Source organism: Bifidobacterium sp. WCA-178-WT-4B (assembly GCF_009696495.1).
GTDB lineage: Bacteria > Actinomycetota > Actinomycetes > Actinomycetales > Bifidobacteriaceae > Bifidobacterium > Bifidobacterium infantis.
On the sequence record NZ_VULV01000022.1, the window covers coordinates 1 to 15,821 of the forward strand.

Sequence of the window (15,821 nt, forward strand, 5' to 3'; positions counted from 1 at the left end):
AGCGTCGGGGCGCAGCCGGCGATGTTCTCGCCGCTGCCGGCCGGCGCGCGCGGCGGCGTCACGCACGACAACGGCACCGGGTTCGCCCGCCACACGCGCCTGCGCGACGGGCCGGGCATGGACACGTGCTTCGCCGACCCGTACCCCAGCTGGCAGCGGGGAAGCAACGAGAACGGGAACGGCATGATCCGCCGGTATCCGCCCAAACGCTGCGAGATCCGGATGGACATGGCCGGGGAACTGCGGGAGATTGTCGACGAGGCCGACAACCGCCCCATGCGCGTGCGCGGCTACCGGACGCCCGCCGAGGCATTCGCCGACGAACTGCTGGAATTGCAGGACCAACAGGGGTGTTGCACCTCTAAATAGACATCGGGTGGTCGGGGCAGAGAGTCCGACGGACGACGGGAATCCCCTTCCGTAAGAAAGGGGAGGATGTCAATATATCGGAGGGACAGGGATATTCGGGCGCACGCCTCGACGGGCTGCGCCCGCCCGTCACCCTGAACCCGGGTGACGTGTTCCGCATCCCCGTCACCGTGGGCGCGCACGGACGGCATGAACACCCGTACATGCGGTTCGTCTACCGGTATGCGGACGGGACGCGCATCGTCGCCGTCATCTGGCGCGTGCCGGAATAAGGCATTCGACGTTATGATGGTTCGAGCAGCCTGATTCGCAATCCTCTGGTTTTCGGGACGCATGCTTTTCCCGGAAAGGAGCGGAAGAGAAATGGATTACAGCGAATTCGACGCCCTGCCGTCGAAAACCGATGAGATCTCCATCAGCGAAGAACCATCGCATGACGGCATTCGCGACATGCCCTCATTGGAAAAGGCGGGCGAGATTATTTCCGCACGAATCACGGAAATCGGCCGAACCCCGTCAGAAATCGCGGACAGAAGCGGCGTCTCCGAAAGCATCGTGACCGATATGGCGGAATGCGGGATCGTACCGCTGGAAGCGGCCCTGCGCGTGTTCGCCACACTCGGCGTCAAACCCGATAGGGTTCCGCCCGAATATCTGGAGGCATGATGCGAGGAGAACGACTGCATGTCTGGACCGACGGGGACCATGTGGGGGAATTCATGCGAACCTCCGGCGGACATGTTTCATTCCACTATGATTCCAAGGAAGGCGCGCCGATAAGCCTCAGTCTGCCCCGAACCGGGAAATCCTCCGGAAAAGCGGCGTCGGCCTGTCTCGAAAACCTGCTTCCCGACGATGAGAACGCCCGTCGTAGGATGGCGTCGCGACTCCATCTGGATTCGACGGACACGTTCAAACTTCTTGCGGATGCGGATACGGTAGGCGGACTCGTATTCTCGGACAAGCCCGAACTCCCGCACCATCCCATCGAGGCGAAACCCCTCGACGAGGAGGAAATCGGCAATCAGATAGGATACGTGCGTGCGAACGGATACAACTGGTTCGCACGGGATGATGAGGATGAGTTCTATGAGCGGGATACGCCGAAATGCCGTTTCTCCATCGCCGGAGGCCAGCCCAAGTTCACGCTCGCCCGACGTGCTGGTGTCTGGCTCTGGCCCAACGCATCCATCCCCTCCACCCATATCATCAAACCTGAAATGAGGGATTGTCCCGGCAGCCACAGGGTGGAGGATGCCGCCCTGACGCTCGGGACTCTTTGCGGATTGCCGGTATCCGAGCATGGCATTCTCACCGCGAATGGGGCGGAGGCTTTCATCACCCGACGTTTCGATCGCATCGTGGATGGAAACAACGTGAGACGAATCCATTGCGAGGATCTAGCGCAGGCCATGGGCATGGACCCCGAATCCAAGTATGAAATCGGCGCCGCAAGCTGCGTCCGTTTCCTGCACCATTTCGACCCAAGCGATGAAACCGGATATGAATGGGTTCGCCGGCTCGCCTTCAACGTCTCGTCGGGCGATTCGGACTCCCACGGCAAGAACTATTCGATTGTTCTTGCCGAAAACGGGTTCCGTTTCGCGCCAATGTACGACATGACAGTCACCAGAATATGGCCTCATGTGGATCAGGAGATGGCGATGCCGATCAACGGAGTCGAATTCGCGGAACTGCTCACCCCATTCGACTGGGAGGCCTTCGCGGAGGAGGCCGGTTTGGACGGGGAACGTGTGGCGCATATCGCCCGGACCATGGCGGGAGCCGTTCTCGACCATCTGGATGAGGCATCGGCCGGTTTGCCCGATTCGCTGAGGGAATCCATGCGTAAGGCGGTTTCGAAGGCAAACGAGAACATCCAGCCACTGCACAGAAGGATGTCGAAGCCAAAGGCGAATACGGCATCCTTCAGCGGGGGCGGCGTCTGGGTGAGCCCTCATATCCGAAGCGGATATGAGGTCAGTGGATACTGGCGCAGCCGCTGACCCCGTTTCCCTGATTAGGGGGACGCATACCCGGGGCATGGAACGATTCGACGATTCCATAGCCACCCTGGACGGCCCCCAGCTGCTCGCCCTGTTCGAGCGCGGGGACGAACACTCCGCCGGCCTGGACCTGCTGGTCATGTCGGACGGCACGTGGCGGCCGGACGGTTTCGATTCCGACGTGAAAGGCACTGCCGGCGACGTGCGCGACTATCTGGCCCAATGGGTGGAGGAGCAATCATGAATGTTGAACGCATCATCGTGGAGACCAATGACGAGACCTGCAACAATCCAGTCGAATACGATTGGGAGTTCGACCCGGACGGCGTGTCCCACATGACCGGCGAAGGGGACATTCCCTCCGGCGCCGACGATTCCACGGCCATCGTGGAGACGTTCGGACATATCGCCGAATCCATCGTGGATGGGGAGCGTATCGCGTCCGGCGGTGATGCGAAATGGTTGAGACCGTTGGCCGCTATGCTGGCGGCTCGCATCCCGTTCGTGTCCGGTTCGGTCGAATCGGGGTTGAGCGTGGATATCACTTGACTTCCTCCCCTCGGCTGAAGCCGGGGGATTCCTGTCGCATGTGAGACACGTTCCTCACTCATTGGAGGGGTCTTCCCGTACGCGTGGCAGGGGTTGGCGTTTCAACGGAACCTTCCCGTGAAACACAGGTTTCACGGGAAGCGTGTCCCTCCACGCCCTCGGCATCGTCCATGCCGGTTGTGTGTATCGCGCGGCCGAGGATGTTCTTGGCCGCGTTGATGTCCGCATTGTCCTTGTTGCCGCAGTTGACGCAGTGGAAGACCGCTTGGCTCTCACGGTTCTCCTTTGCGACATGGCCGCAACGGTTGCAGGTCTGGGACGTGTACGCCGGGTTGACCAGTATGAGCCGGGTCCCGGCGAGACGGGTCTTGTATTCGAGTTTGTCCTGGATGTCCGTCCAACGGTTGCCGAGGATACTGCGGTTCAATCCCGCTTTGGACGCCGAACCGTTACGCAGGTAGCGTCCCTTATGGTCGGGGTCCTGTTTCGGTTTCGGCTTGCGGGTCATCTGCCGGGTGTTCAACGCTTCCAAGGCGATGAGGTCGTAGTCTTCGACCAGTCGGGTCGTGATCTTCGCGACCCAATCGTCCTTGCGGTTGTTGACGCGACGGCGTATCGAACTCATGCGCTTCAATGTGAGTTTGCGTCGTTTCGACTGGAATTTCGCGGTTTTCCCACCACGTCGGCTGTTGGCCATGTCTTGTCGGGCGAGCTTGCGTTGCAGACGCAGATACTCTCGCCTCTCCCGTTCGGACGGTTGCGGCATGTCCAGCATGGTTCCATTCGACAAGGCCAATGTGTGGACGCAGCCACGGTCGATACCGGTCTGCTTGCCGGCGGCATTCCGTCGGATGGGCGACGGTTCGTTGGTGAACGCCAGAGTGCGTTCCGTCCAATTCACCGCCACGCTCGTGTAATCCCTGACGGGTTGGCTGACGCGTACGTGGATGGAGAGCATCCAACGGCATCCCGTTTCGCCCGGCTTGCGGAATTCCTTTTTCACGCTTCCGGTGATTACGACCACGCCACGCTTGCGTGACACCTGATGGTAGACGGCGTTGCCGGTCTTGTTCTGGTTGCGCCAACATACGAAATACTGGGGGTCGCGTTTGCGGGATTTGAATCCCGGAACACGACCGCCATTAATCTTCTTGCGCTTCAACGCGGCATACCATTCCGAATTCTCCACGCGCATGGGACTGGCGAGAACGGCGGAGGGAATGCATGCGAGCCAAGAACACCGGATTCGAGCCTCGCTGTCCTTGAACGGCTCCCCGACGGTCGCTCCACCCAAGGGAACGTCCACCCACATGCGCTCACGGGATTCCACGTCCTCCATGTAGCGGCGGATTGTCCGATGCTCCCGATGCTGGTTGAAACGGGTGCGCCAACCATCGCACAGCCAGTCCATGATACGTTCGGGATTGCGCGTCCAGCAATGGTTGCGGCATGAATCGTCGCCAAGGTACACGGATGCGCCCGCATGCCTGACTTTGATGATTCGTACCTTCTGGCTCATGCTATAAACCTTGCCACGGAAACAGTGATTAATCAAAGAAGTGGCGGCTCACCCCAGCCTTAAAAGACGGGGCTTGCGCCGCCAAACCGGTCACCGACCCGCCGTACGAGATCGGTTTCATGAACCTGGGCTTCGATTCGACGGGCATCGCATTCGACGTAATCCTGTGGAAGGACATTCTGCGCGTCCTGAAACCGGGAGGGCACGTGGCCGCGTTTGCCGCCAGCCGCACATATCATCGGCTCGCCTGCGCGATCGAGGACGCGGGCTTCGAAATCCGCGACCAGATCGACTGGGTGTACGCAAGCGGCATGCCACACGGTTCGGATGCGAGACTGCTCGTGGACAGGGAATTGGGTGCGGAACGCACCCATGTGGCCGGTAAAGGTCATGCTGGCGCAGGATATTCGGACACCAACGGCTTCGGAGGTTCCAGCACCGCGAACGGCGGCAAGACGAAATCCGAATGGGATGCGCTCGCCACCGAACAGGGCGAACAATGGTCCGGCTGGTACAGCCAGCTGAAGCCCGCGCACGAACCCATCTGCCTCGCACGCAAGCCGTTGGACGGGACACTCGACCACAATCTGCTCGGACACGGGACGGGCGCACTGCATATCGACGCATGCCGCATCCCATTCCGCAACACGGCAGATGAGAAGGAGTCGAAGAACAAGAACCGGCATGCCGACTTCAACTCCGGCCCGCGCGACAACCACATCTACGGCGCGGACAAAGCGGATCGCACCGACTACACGGCCGAAGCCCGTTTCACGCCGAACATGCTGTTCGACCAATCCACGGCCAAGGAACTCGACCGACAGTCCGGCGTCACCGTCAGTCGAAAAGGCAAACCACGCGCAAGCACGAAACCCGGTGACGGCTGGAGCATGACCCATACGGGTGCGGAATACGATGATGCCGGCGGCGCATCCCGCTTCTATCCCGTGTTCCGGTATTGTCCGAAGGCGGGACCGGGGGAGAGGCTGACCGTGGACGGGATCCTCCATCCGACGGTGAAACCGTTGGAACTGATGCGCTGGCTGGTGCGTCTGGTCACGCCGCCGGACGGGCTCGTGTTGGAGCCGTTCGCCGGCAGCGGCGCCACGTTGGAGGCGTGCCGGATCGAGGACGTGCGTTGCGTGGCGGCGGAGATGGATTCGGATTACGTGCGGCTCATAGCCCGCCGGATGGCGAGGCCGACGAACCCGGTGCTGTTCTGACATCGCCGGGGACGCATGCATGCCGGCGTCGATGATATCGGGACGATACGAGGAAGCGTTATATCATGGCCGTGTTACGGGACGATTGGGATTGCTCCGAACTGGACGGCGTCCTGCATGCGCTGCTCGAACGGGTCATGGACGGGTGCGTCGCATCCGGGTACGCGGATTCGAAGGGCGCGGCCGTGTCCACGGGCGACGGGCTCGTCGATCTCGCGGTGATCGACTGACTATCCTTCGATGAGGCGTTCCACGCCGTCGATGGCGCCGGCGAGCATGCCGGCGTCCACATGCGTGTATATGGCGTTCGTGGTGCCAACGTCGGCGTGGCCGAGGATCGACTGGCGGGCGAGTCCGCTCACGCCGAGCCGGGCGAACGCGGTGGCGGCCGTGTGGCGGGCGGAATGGATGCTCACGTGCGGCAGACCGGCCCGGTCCAGGGCCCGGCGCCATGCGTGGTGCAGCGTGTCCTTGCAGATCGGGTTGCCGCGCTTGCAGATCGGGTTGCCGCGTCCGGATCGGAAGACCGGCTGGTCGTCGGGGATGCCGGCCGAGTCCATGTATGATTCGAGGTCGGCGGCAAGGTCGGCGGGCAGGGGGATGAGCCGTTGGCCTTTGCGGGTCTTGGGGCGGGGGAGCCACATGCGGCCTCCGAGGTGTCTGGCCCGGTATCCGGCGGGGATGACGGTGTCCTTCTCGAATTCCTTGAGCTGCCATTCGACGAGCAGGCAGGGCAGTCCGTCCGATCGGATGAGTTCCTGTCGGGTGATGCCGAGCGTTTCGCCGAGTCTCATGCCGGTGATGAACAGGAGCCGCCAGATGAGCCGCCATTTCGTGTCGGGTTCCAGGGCGATGAGCCGTGCCGCCTGTCCGGTGGTGAGGATGGCGATTTCGACGGGTTCGGTTTCCGGGACTTCGGTGAGGGCGGCGGGGTTCCGGTCGATGAGCCCTTCGGCCATGGCGTCGCCCAGGGCGGTTTTGAGGATGCTGTGGGTCAGGCGTGCGGTCGCGGCCGAACGGGGGTCGGTCCCGGTGCGTCCGTCGCCGCGCAGGATGCGGTTCTCGACCATGCGGACGTGGCTGGGGCGCAGCCGGTCGAGCGGGACGGCGCCGATGACGGGCGTGATGTCCATGCGGATGCGGGTGCGGTAGCTTTTCGTGGTGTTCGGGGCGCGTCGGGGTTCGATGACCTCGTCCACCCAGTGGTCCATCCATTCGGCGACGGTGGCGTTCCCGCCGGGGGTCATGCCCATGTCCGGTCGCAGGGCCTTGTCCCTGGCCTTGCGCAGCGCCTCGCTTTTGGTCCGGCCCGTGGCGCTCACGCGTCGTCTCGACCCGTCGCCCGGGTCGGGGGTCGTTTCGACGAAGGCCCTGTATTTCCCGTTGGCGAGTCTGGTGATTCCGCCCGAGCCTTTCTCGCGTCTGTCTGCGGTCGTCGTCATGTCACCTTTCCATGGGTCCTTCGGTGTTCCCGTTCCTTCGGGCCCCGGTATGCGTTTCCGACCGGGATAGGTGCCAATCGTGTGCCTATTTCAGCCGAAAATAGCCGAATATGGCCGCATCTGGTGCGATGGCAGTTCGGATGGTGGAAGCCGGGAACCGTTGGAATAAAGCCGTTTCCCAATGATTCCAAGGATTTTGCCATCCATCCCCTATATCCATCATCCGATAATGTACGTTATGTCAGATTAGTTATCCTTGACGAGGATTCAGTCGCCTGTATCAACTAATCCACGCATACCAGGCCGACAGCCAAAAGGCCGACAGCCAAAGGAGCACCGGAGCGACCACCGCAATTGCAAGAATCGCCGTGCCTTTCAGCCAATCCTTGTCATTTCGTTTCCAGTGGAATGCTCGCCAAATGAACCATATCAGCATGGGAATCTCATACAGCGACAGCAACGGCAAACCGATGAAAACCAGGTCGAAGCCCGCGGCGCAGGCTTCGTCGCATCCCATCATGAAGAAGTCCTCGCCGTTGTGTTTCAGTGCGTTTGGAAATAACGGTTTACGGCTTCTTCTATCTGCTCGGGCTTCTCGATGATCTCGTAGACGCCGTGTTCTTCCATCTCGCCGGCCGGCGCGTAACCCCAGCGACATCCGATGGCGTCCAGTCCACAGGCATGGGCGCCATCGATATCGGTGTAACGGTCGCCGATCATCACCGCCTTGTCGCCCGCGTCGCCGTCGAAGCCGATTTTGTCGAAGCAGTATCGAATCACCTGATCTTTGTCCAGGCGGGAATTGTCTTTGGAGGCACCATAGATGCCGTCCAACAGTTCGGTCAGGTGGAAATGGTCGCAGATAGGAATGCACTGGTATTCGGGCTTGCAGCTGGCCAACGCCAGGAAATACCCGTCGGCCCGCAAGGCGAGCAGCTGTTCGCGGATACCGGGGAACACGACGTTCACGAGTCGTCCGGGAACCTTGTTGCCGGGATTGTTGGGATCCTCGAACACAGCGCGGTCCGCGTAGTAGCTGCGATAGATATCTATGGAGCGGTCCAGATCCTGCTCGGGCACATGGTTGCGCTTCATGGACTCGATGATCGCCGGTCCGATGAAGCGGCGCAGCTCAGCGTCATCCGGAACCGGACGTCCAAGTTCTTCGAAGGTCTTGATGACGGAGCCGATAATGCCGCCGTCGGACTTGGTAAGCGTGCCGTCGAGATCCAACAGGACCACTTTCATCGGATGCTGTGCCATTGAGATTCCACTCCCCCTTGTTCATGTCGACTGCTTTGAATGGTCGTCAAACAATGCGACTTGTTCCAACAATGATTATGCCCAGTCGGGATGACTGGGCATCAAGTTCACGTGTTGTTCAGTAGGAGATCACTCGTAGTCGGGAATCCAACCGTCACGGTGCATTTGCAGGCGCTTTTCGAGCAGGGTGGCCAGTTCCTCTTCGCTACGGCGTTCCAGCAGCATGTCCCAGTGGGTGCGGGTGGGTTTGCTGATTTCGTCGCCCTCACGGTCGGCGTCGCCCTCACGGTGGGCCACGGAACCACAACGGCACTCCCACTCGTCCGGGATTTCGGCACCCTCGGCAAACGGCAGGATGGTGCGGTGGCCCTTCGGGCATACATACGCCACATCGTTTCGTGCGGCGAAATCGACGTTGTCGTCGGACTCCAGCGATTTCGCTCCGATGCTCATGCCCCTGAGGCTACGTTCTGCCATATCGGCATCCTCCTTGAAAGATCTTTAACCCTACTAATTTACGCAACCGTTCGGACTTGGCCGCTATTCCAAGCTTCCGACGTCGGCTGACAAACTCCCGTCAAACAGCCCCGTCAGTCCACGCCGGAGTAGGCCACCACGCCACGATTGATCTGGTCGGCCGCTTCGTGGGCGAGGCCTGCCAGCCGCTCTCCCCCGTCGAACGGCAGCGGCTGGGCGACAGCGATCTGCTGCAGCACGTCAGCCAGTCGTTTGGCAGTGCGTACGAAGTCGCCGCCGGTCATGTCGGTGCCGTACAGGCACGATCCCAGCGAACCGCCATCCGCCCATTCATACATGATGTCGAGAATGCCGAAGTCCGGCCGCTGCATCTCGTCCAGACCGTGATCCTCGCACAGGATATCGATGTCTTCACAGATGCCCTTGAGCTTGGACGAAGCGATGGCGATGGGCCCGGAGATGCCGCCCGGGTAGTGCCTCGGTTCACTGTCTCCCCCTCGTCTGGCCTCGTATACCAGTGAAGAGAGCACAGCGGCCAGTCCGTTGGCGTCGAGCTTGTCGAACGTGCCGGCGAGCAGCGCCTCGCACAGTTCCAGGTCATGTTCACTATAGATGCGGCGCAGCAGCGAGCCTTTCTCGGTCAACGTCATGTCAATGCGGCCGGCCACATTGACATGACGTTCGAGGTAACCAAGCCCGGTGAGAATATCGCAGATGCGATCGAACTGACGTGCCACGGACCCGGTACGGGAGTTGTAGCGATCGGTGACGCGCTGCAGTTCGCGGGTCTCGCGGGCCCAGCGGTGGCCCCACTTGAGGTGCTGCTGGAGGTCCGGGCAATTACGGCATGGATGCTCGTGTTCCGCCTTGCGCAAATCGCGGATGCGCTGGTCGAGGTTCTGGAAGGCGCGTGAACGCTCCTGATCGGTCAGGAACACTTCGTGCTTCAGTTTGCGGCGGCCTTCCTTCTCGATATCGCTCAGCTCCATACGCAGGGTCATGAACTGTTTGAAGTCGCCGTGTTCGCATGCGAACGCCTGTTCGTATCCGGCCAGCGCGTTCTTCAGTGTGTTGATCTGCGATTCCAACTGCCAGGCCGACTCGTTGGCCTCCCACTGGGCAAACGACTGGTCCAGGGTAACGCGCGCGGTCTCGTAGTCGCTGGAGTTGAGCAGGTTCACGGCCATGTTGAATGTGGGCCGGAAGCTGGAGTGCAACGGGTAGACACGCTTGGATGACAACGCGGCGGCCGTGGCGGGCACAAAACCGTGATGGTCGACCACGATGGCGTGGCCGATGGTGTCGATGCCGCGCCGACCGGCACGACCGGTGAGCTGCGTGAATTCTCCGGGAGTCAGGCCCACGTGACCAGTGCCGTCGAACTTCTCGAGTTTCTCGACCACCACGCAACGGGCCGGCATATTGATGCCCAAGGCCAGCGTTTCCGTGGCGAACACCATCTTGACCAGACCTTCTTCGAACAATCGTTCGACTATCTGGCGGAACAGAGCGATCATGCCGGCGTGGTGCGAAGCGAAGCCTTCTTCCAACGCGAAGCGGAACTTGGAGAACTGCAGGGCTTTCAGGTCTTCCTGAGTGAGTTGCTCCTCCACCATCTCATCCACGATGCGGCGAATCCTGGTCACTTCCTCATCGGTGGTGAGCTTCAGTCCGGCGTTGATGCACTGTTCCACGGCCTGGTCACAACCGTTGCGAGAGAAGATGAAGTAGATTCCGGGCAACATTCTCAGGAAGTTAAGCTCATCCACCACGGCCCAGCGGCGCGGGGTGTGGCGTTCCGCTTTCGGGGCACGGTTCTTGACGCCTTTGCCACCACGTCCTCTGCCGAAGCCCTTGCGCTTATCGGGGCGTTCCTCGCCGCGCCGGCGTGCGGCCTTGCGGTCCAGCTGGTCGAGCCGGTTGATGAGTTCGGCGTTGAGCTTGGTGGTCTGCTCGCCGTTGCCGTCGCGGCGATAGAGATCCAGCACCTCGGGCTCGGTGTGTTCGTCCGCCTGCACGATGACGTGCTGTTCCAGCGGCACGGGGCGGTGTTCGCTGATCACCAGCTTGGTGTCGCCGCGCACCGAGGCGATCCAGTTGGAGAAATCCTCCACGTTGGACACGGTGGCGGACAGGCCGACGATCTTGACCGTCTTGGGCAGGTGGATGATGACTTCCTCCCACACGGGCCCGCGGAATCGGTCGGCCAGATAGTGCACTTCGTCAAGGATCACATAGCGCAGTGCGTTCAGCGTGGTTGAACGCTCGTAAAGCATGTTACGCAGCACTTCGGTGGTCATGACCACGATGTCAGCCTCGGAGTTGATCGAGGTATCGCCGGTGAGCAGGCCCACCTTGTCCGGGCCGTACACGTCGACCAGATCATGGTATTTCTGATTGCTCAGCGCCTTGATCGGTGTGGTGTAGAAGGCTTTGACATTGCGTTCCTGGGCGAGGTAAATGGCAAAATCCGCCACTACGGTTTTGCCGGCGCCGGTTGGGGCCGCGACCAGTACATTACTGCCGGTTTCGAGCGCATCATTAGCTTCGGTCTGGAAGCCGTCCAGTTCGAAGGGCAGGGATTCGGCGAATCGCGCTGCTGCGGATGCCCGATGGCGTTGGACTTTTTGGAATGATGCGTACCGCTGCGAAGGGCTCAGCGTCTGGGAATCGGCATTGCCCTTATGGTGTTGGTGACGTGCCATTGCTGCTTTCCGTTAGTTGTTGAATCGCTTCCAGCGGGCCCATGCCTGGGTGTGGCGCTCGCGCTTGGCGGCCTTGCGACGAATCACGTCCGCATGGACCTCGGCATAACGATTCTGTGCCACGCTGAGCGGCTGAGTAAACAGAGGCGGCTCGCTGGTGTCGGCAGAAGTGCCAGACTCCCCCATCGCGGCCACGCGTTCACCGAGTTGGCCACCGATGTCAGACATGTCTTTCAAGGCACGTATTCCATGAAGGGCTGTATAGATGAGTCCGGCAACAATCATGGCCAGCATGAACAGGGCCAGAATCAGCCATATCCACCAAGGCATGAAAGGCTCCTTACTTGTTCTCGCTGATGCTCAGTTCGCGTTCGGCACGTGCCACGATCATGGTGCGCAACGTTTCCGGGGCGACCGCTGTGATATGACGCGCGTGGGCAATGCAGAAGGCCACGAACCAGGAATCGGAGGAAACGGTCAGATGCACCTTTTCACCGGCACCGCATTGTTCGACGGTAGCGCCCGGCAATGTCTTGATGAATGCCAGATCGCGCTGATCGGTGATGAACACCGCGTCGGTACCGTTGTCGAAACTCCACTTGCGCAGTTCGCTCACCGGCATGTTCGGGATGTTGATCTGCTTGGTGGGCTTGACCAATTCCGCCTTTTCGATACGGGCCAATCGCAGCACCTGCCAGATGCGCGGCTTGCCGTTGGCCTTGTCGATGGTCTTGTCTTTGGAGACGTAGGCCTTCTTGTCCTTGGGGGCGGCGGAACCGACATCCGTGTAGACGGCGGCATAATACACGCCTTCGTCGATGAAGATCTTGGCGGGGGCCACCAGCTTGCGACGGGTACTACCGGTACCGTCGGAATACTCCATGTCCAACAACGAATCGGTGTTGATCGCACGCTTGACGATGGAGAAGCTTCGGGGCTCCAGCTCATAGCCGGTCAGGCTCAGCCACGGGGTCTGGCCCGGGCTGACATGGCGGTGCAAACGCTCATACAGGGATTCGGCCTGCCCACGCTGCTTGTCCGGCAGTAACGGCGAATGCGCCAAGTAGCTGACCGAGGCGGTGAGCATGCTGAGGTATTGCGGCGAAATGCCGGCAAGACGTTCAAGGCCCAACGAATTGGTGGCGGAAACAATACCCTCGGCATCCAGCAGCGGCCAGTCGATGTCGAAGAACTGGCTGCCCGCCATCTCGCCGTCATCGGAGACGGTGGTCAGGGTGTTGATGTCCTTGTGGATGATGTTGACGTACTTCTTGAGCTCGTCCTCGTTCTTCGGCTTGCCGATGAACCGTTCGGCCAGCTCGCTCATCGAGAATTCCTCGCCGAGGTGGGCGGAAAGGAACAGCATCAGACGCAGGCGACGATCCACCTCGCTGCCCGTTTGGAAAGCGGATCCGTTCTTCTTGTTCTGGGCCTTGATCGACTCGGGATCACCCGGCTCACGAACATCGCGACTAATCGATGGGGAAACCACCGAGGCGCTTACAGGGCTGGCGGATTCGTCGGCCAGAGTGAATCGGCTGGCGGCGTGCAGGCGGCGATGATAGGCGTCTACAGCCTCCTGCGGGCTGACAATCGTGGCACCCGGATGCTCCAGCACAAACATGGCCAAATCGTCGGAATCGGTGTAGGCCACGTTCAGGTGTTCGCCGTCCACATCAACGGTGGCGGCAAAGCGACGCGAATCGATAACCTTGACCAGCGAATCCGGAATGGGCTGCGTGCCCAAGCCAGGCGCAATCGAATCCAAACCGAGCCCGGGAATAGGGGTCTGCGGCACACGCGGCGTGGTGCGCGACGCCTGTTGGGTGAGCTGGGAATGATCCGGTTCGGAGGAAATCGACATCGAACGAGCCAGATAGTTGGCGGCGGCAAGCACCGGCATATCTTCCGGCTCGAACATCAGACGGATGCGCGGTTCGTCGCCCAACTGCAGACGGTAGGACGCGAAGTCCTGGCCTTCCGACTTGGACGAATACTCAGGCTGCCGTGATTCGATGGCGATGCCCATAGCGGCGAGCTTGGCGCGATCACGCTGGAACTGCTTGGCGAACGCGGCCTTGGCGGCCTGATCTGCCAGCTCTCCATACGAGTCGGCGTAAGCTTTGACGCGCTGCGCAATTTGGCGGGATGTGAGCCATTGCGGGAACGCGGATGACAACACAGCCAGTACGTCCAGCTCGTGCTTGCCCCATTTGTCGGAAAAACGCCGACGTCCGCTTGTGCCCTCTGCCATTAGTCCTCACGTATAGTTATTGTTTCGTTATAAGTGCGTATGAGTTTCCCCACACTCACTCTATCTTAGAGGCTTTTTCCGCAGTTGAGCGCCATTTCACAAAAATAATATCTTTTTTATCGTTCGACCGTGTCGTAAATCACACCCAATCGTCCGGTTCGATGCCTTGCGGGCCAACGTATTCGCCGTTCGGCACATAGCTTGGCTCGCCCTTATCTTCCAGTTTGGCGTCAGCAAACATCATGACGTCACGTCCGAATGTCCAGTCGCCCTGAATGGAAACCGAGTTGGCTGCGGCCAAAGATGGCACGGCGTAGGGGAACCGTTCGTCGAAATCGTGGATGTTCTTGTAGTATCGCGGATCAAGTTCGACGTTCGGGAAGATGTAGTTGCCGTCTTCCATCTCATACGTGTCCGTCAGATGGAAGCGATCGGAACGCATAATGAACAAATCATTGGTGGTTTTCACCGGAAGGAAGCGCATACGATCCACTTGGACGCAGATGGAACCGTTGAACAGACCGATTGCGGCACCCATGGCGGTTTCCAGCTGAATCACCTGTTCGGAGTTCGGGTCCGTGGGATTCACTGTCTTTTTGTTACGAATCACCGGCAACGGCAACACACCATCGCATTCGGCGAGCTTGTCTTTCAAAGCGTCGATGCGAATCCAGATCGAGTTGGTGTTGAAGTAAGGATGCTTGGTGATGTCTTGGGCCGCTTCCTTATCGTCCGGATGGACCTGGCTCATTTCACGCAGTATTAGGCGACCAGTGGCCTTGTCGCGCACAATATGGCCGCCCTTGCGATCGGCCTTGGTGCGGATGGCCACTTCAGCCATAAACGGGGCACCTGTGTTTTCGAAGTGCTGGGCCAACGTACGCGAGGGGCGCGCACCGAGATTGTCGGAATTGGAGATGAACAGATACTTGAAGCCGTGCTCCTCCAATACGTCAAGCAAACCAGACTCCCAGATGGTGGAGAACAGGTCGCCGTGGCCGGGCGGGCACCATTCCAGCTCCGGGTTCACAGGGTAGCTCACAGGTTCGCCTGTGGCGGCCACGAGCTTGGGTTCCTGATGCTGGATGATTTCCATCGGCACGTCATGCTGGCTGAACTTGCGATGCTGCTTGAGCGCCTTCATCGTGTCCGCCGAAGTGCGGAAGGAATTCATGAAGGTCAGCGGCAGTTCCACGTTCAGACGGGTCCGGGCGGTGAGCACCTGGCCGAGGATGATGTCGATGAAGCGCATCTGCTTGGCCTTGTGCCTACGCACCGGCAACAGCGACTTGGCCTTGTCCAATCCCATGGAGGTGCCCAGACCGCCATTGAGCTTGAGGAATGCGGTCTTGGCGAAGGCGTCCACGGCCTTGTCGTGGTTGATGGTCTCATAGACGTCGTGGAAGCTGGGCACGTGGCCAAGCGGCTCGATGTCGTCCTCACGAATCCAGCTGGAGGCTTCTTCATGGCGCCATACGTCATACAAATGGCGGAACTGGTTGATGGCGGTTTCACTCATGCCATGCTCGCGCATCTTGGCGGCCGAAAGCTCGAAAGTCTCATCCACTTCAGGGGTGTTTACGGTTTCTTCGGTGGTGTCCGAGGTGACGGCGTCGGTGTCGTCAGCGGCGGCGATATCCAGTTGGGCCTTATCGTTTATTTCGGTCAATTCGGGTCCCTTTCGTCAAATCAATAGGAACCAGTCTAGCCCCTGTTTGGGGCAAACGCATACGACGGGGGTGCGGAGGCGGTGAATTGTCGGTGATAATTCCAATAACACGCCAAGATGAAGTCCATGTTTAATCCATTACGAATGGCTTACAAAGGTAAGTCCGTGGGTTATAGGCCAAAATGTGTGTCCGTTTTGGCTTGTGTTCCTTTGTGGCAGTGGGCGTTCCTCCTGTTCGAGTTGTATGGGCGGGGAACTCGAGGTCGGCCAGAATGTGTGTCCGGAATGGCCGGTCAGGCCTTGCGGCACAACGGTTGAGTGACTTTCGAGTTGGCGTGGCAGATT

16 protein-coding genes and 1 pseudogene are annotated in these 15,821 nt (G+C 60.1%); 8 read left to right on the forward strand and 9 right to left on the reverse strand.

The window, feature by feature from the left end:
• The 6 genes from FYJ31_RS12110 to FYJ31_RS12130 all read left to right on the forward strand — a co-directional run.
• On the forward strand, positions 1 to 369 hold a 369-nt coding region (locus FYJ31_RS12110; protein ID WP_195839509.1), incomplete at its 5' end, for an IS30 family transposase.
• Between the two features lie 149 nt (positions 370 to 518).
• Positions 519 to 641 carry a hypothetical protein gene (locus tag FYJ31_RS13135; protein ID WP_012577698.1) on the forward strand — a complete coding sequence of 41 codons (123 nt, stop codon included), beginning with the start codon at positions 519 to 521 and terminating at the stop codon, positions 639 to 641.
• Between the two features lie 91 nt (positions 642 to 732).
• A complete protein-coding gene (locus tag FYJ31_RS12115; protein ID WP_012577697.1) occupies positions 733 to 1,035 on the forward strand; it encodes a hypothetical protein in 303 nt (100 codons plus the stop codon).
• The gene (locus FYJ31_RS12120; protein WP_229774115.1) at positions 1,032 to 2,375 is read left to right on the forward strand and encodes a type II toxin-antitoxin system HipA family toxin; all 1,344 of its coding nucleotides are present in this window, start codon (positions 1,032 to 1,034) and stop codon (positions 2,373 to 2,375) included. Before FYJ31_RS12115 ends, FYJ31_RS12120 begins: the two co-directional genes overlap by 4 nt.
• A 37-nt stretch (positions 2,376 to 2,412) precedes the next feature.
• Positions 2,413 to 2,619, forward strand: a complete 207-nt coding sequence (locus FYJ31_RS12125) for a hypothetical protein (protein WP_012577695.1) — start codon at positions 2,413 to 2,415, stop codon at positions 2,617 to 2,619.
• Positions 2,616 to 2,924, forward strand: coding sequence for a hypothetical protein (locus tag FYJ31_RS12130; protein ID WP_060621032.1), 309 nt, complete (start codon positions 2,616 to 2,618; stop codon positions 2,922 to 2,924). The genes FYJ31_RS12125 and FYJ31_RS12130 overlap by 4 nt, the downstream gene beginning before the upstream one ends.
• A 58-nt stretch (positions 2,925 to 2,982) precedes the next feature.
• On the opposite strand, the gene FYJ31_RS12135 is transcribed toward FYJ31_RS12130, so the two are convergent.
• A complete protein-coding gene (locus tag FYJ31_RS12135) occupies positions 2,983 to 4,443 on the reverse strand; it encodes an RNA-guided endonuclease InsQ/TnpB family protein (protein ID WP_154536789.1) in 1,461 nt (486 codons plus the stop codon).
• An 89-nt stretch (positions 4,444 to 4,532) separates the two neighbouring features.
• On the opposite strand from FYJ31_RS12135, the pseudogene FYJ31_RS12140 reads away from it, so the two are divergent.
• Together FYJ31_RS12140 and FYJ31_RS12145 are read left to right on the forward strand one after the other, a co-directional pair.
• Positions 4,533 to 5,666 (forward strand): annotated as a pseudogene (locus tag FYJ31_RS12140) (DNA methyltransferase); the annotation flags it as partial.
• 65 nt (positions 5,667 to 5,731) lie between these two features.
• A complete protein-coding gene (locus FYJ31_RS12145) occupies positions 5,732 to 5,896 on the forward strand; it encodes a hypothetical protein (RefSeq protein WP_154536790.1) in 165 nt (54 codons plus the stop codon).
• Here FYJ31_RS12145 and FYJ31_RS12150 read toward each other — a convergent pair whose 3' ends face one another.
• The 8 genes from FYJ31_RS12150 to FYJ31_RS12185 all read right to left on the reverse strand — a co-directional run bounded on the left by FYJ31_RS12150 (position 5,897) and on the right by FYJ31_RS12185 (position 15,476).
• Positions 5,897 to 7,108: a tyrosine-type recombinase/integrase gene (locus FYJ31_RS12150; protein ID WP_154536791.1), complete on the reverse strand. Its 1,212-nt coding sequence runs from the start codon at positions 7,106 to 7,108 to the stop codon at positions 5,897 to 5,899.
• Between the two features lie 280 nt (positions 7,109 to 7,388).
• The gene (locus tag FYJ31_RS12155; RefSeq protein WP_154536792.1) at positions 7,389 to 7,628 is read right to left on the reverse strand and encodes a hypothetical protein; all 240 of its coding nucleotides are present in this window, start codon (positions 7,626 to 7,628) and stop codon (positions 7,389 to 7,391) included.
• Between the two features lie 23 nt (positions 7,629 to 7,651).
• Positions 7,652 to 8,371, reverse strand: coding sequence for an HAD hydrolase-like protein (locus FYJ31_RS12160; RefSeq protein WP_071477835.1), 720 nt, complete (start codon positions 8,369 to 8,371; stop codon positions 7,652 to 7,654).
• Positions 8,372 to 8,500: 129 nt separating this feature from the next.
• On the reverse strand, positions 8,501 to 8,848 hold the full coding sequence (locus FYJ31_RS12165) for an RNA polymerase-binding protein RbpA (protein ID WP_007052872.1): 348 nt from the start codon (positions 8,846 to 8,848) through the stop codon (positions 8,501 to 8,503).
• Between the two features lie 113 nt (positions 8,849 to 8,961).
• The gene (locus tag FYJ31_RS12170) at positions 8,962 to 11,553 is read right to left on the reverse strand and encodes a DEAD/DEAH box helicase (protein ID WP_154536793.1); all 2,592 of its coding nucleotides are present in this window, start codon (positions 11,551 to 11,553) and stop codon (positions 8,962 to 8,964) included.
• Between the two features lie 12 nt (positions 11,554 to 11,565).
• Positions 11,566 to 11,883, reverse strand: a complete 318-nt coding sequence (locus tag FYJ31_RS12175; protein WP_131210052.1) for a hypothetical protein — start codon at positions 11,881 to 11,883, stop codon at positions 11,566 to 11,568.
• Between the two features lie 10 nt (positions 11,884 to 11,893).
• Positions 11,894 to 13,807 carry a helix-turn-helix transcriptional regulator gene (locus tag FYJ31_RS12180; RefSeq protein WP_007054276.1) on the reverse strand — a complete coding sequence of 638 codons (1,914 nt, stop codon included), beginning with the start codon at positions 13,805 to 13,807 and terminating at the stop codon, positions 11,894 to 11,896.
• A gap of 139 nt (positions 13,808 to 13,946) precedes the next feature.
• Positions 13,947 to 15,476 carry a UTP--glucose-1-phosphate uridylyltransferase gene (locus FYJ31_RS12185; RefSeq protein WP_012577516.1) on the reverse strand — a complete coding sequence of 510 codons (1,530 nt, stop codon included), beginning with the start codon at positions 15,474 to 15,476 and terminating at the stop codon, positions 13,947 to 13,949.
• Positions 15,477 to 15,821: the final 345 nt, after the last annotated feature.

What these genes read in the sequence shown, in the direction of transcription:
- FYJ31_RS12115 (WP_012577697.1), top strand. Translation starts at nt 733, where the DNA reads ATGGATTACAGCGAATTCGACGCCCTGCCGTCGAAAACCGATGAGATC.
- FYJ31_RS12120 (WP_229774115.1), top strand. Translation starts at nt 1,032, where the DNA reads ATGATGCGAGGAGAACGACTGCATGTCTGGACCGACGGGGACCATGTG.
- FYJ31_RS12125 (WP_012577695.1), top strand. Translation starts at nt 2,413, where the DNA reads ATGGAACGATTCGACGATTCCATAGCCACCCTGGACGGCCCCCAGCTG.
- FYJ31_RS12130 (WP_060621032.1), top strand. Translation starts at nt 2,616, where the DNA reads ATGAATGTTGAACGCATCATCGTGGAGACCAATGACGAGACCTGCAAC.
- FYJ31_RS12135 (WP_154536789.1), bottom strand. Translation starts at nt 4,443, where the DNA reads ATGAGCCAGAAGGTACGAATCATCAAAGTCAGGCATGCGGGCGCATCC.
- FYJ31_RS12145 (WP_154536790.1), top strand. Translation starts at nt 5,732, where the DNA reads ATGGCCGTGTTACGGGACGATTGGGATTGCTCCGAACTGGACGGCGTC.
- FYJ31_RS12150 (WP_154536791.1), bottom strand. Translation starts at nt 7,108, where the DNA reads ATGACGACGACCGCAGACAGACGCGAGAAAGGCTCGGGCGGAATCACC.
- FYJ31_RS12155 (WP_154536792.1), bottom strand. Translation starts at nt 7,628, where the DNA reads ATGATGGGATGCGACGAAGCCTGCGCCGCGGGCTTCGACCTGGTTTTC.
- FYJ31_RS12160 (WP_071477835.1), bottom strand. Translation starts at nt 8,371, where the DNA reads ATGGCACAGCATCCGATGAAAGTGGTCCTGTTGGATCTCGACGGCACG.
- FYJ31_RS12165 (WP_007052872.1), bottom strand. Translation starts at nt 8,848, where the DNA reads ATGGCAGAACGTAGCCTCAGGGGCATGAGCATCGGAGCGAAATCGCTG.
- FYJ31_RS12170 (WP_154536793.1), bottom strand. Translation starts at nt 11,553, where the DNA reads ATGGCACGTCACCAACACCATAAGGGCAATGCCGATTCCCAGACGCTG.
- FYJ31_RS12175 (WP_131210052.1), bottom strand. Translation starts at nt 11,883, where the DNA reads ATGCCTTGGTGGATATGGCTGATTCTGGCCCTGTTCATGCTGGCCATG.
- FYJ31_RS12180 (WP_007054276.1), bottom strand. Translation starts at nt 13,807, where the DNA reads ATGGCAGAGGGCACAAGCGGACGTCGGCGTTTTTCCGACAAATGGGGC.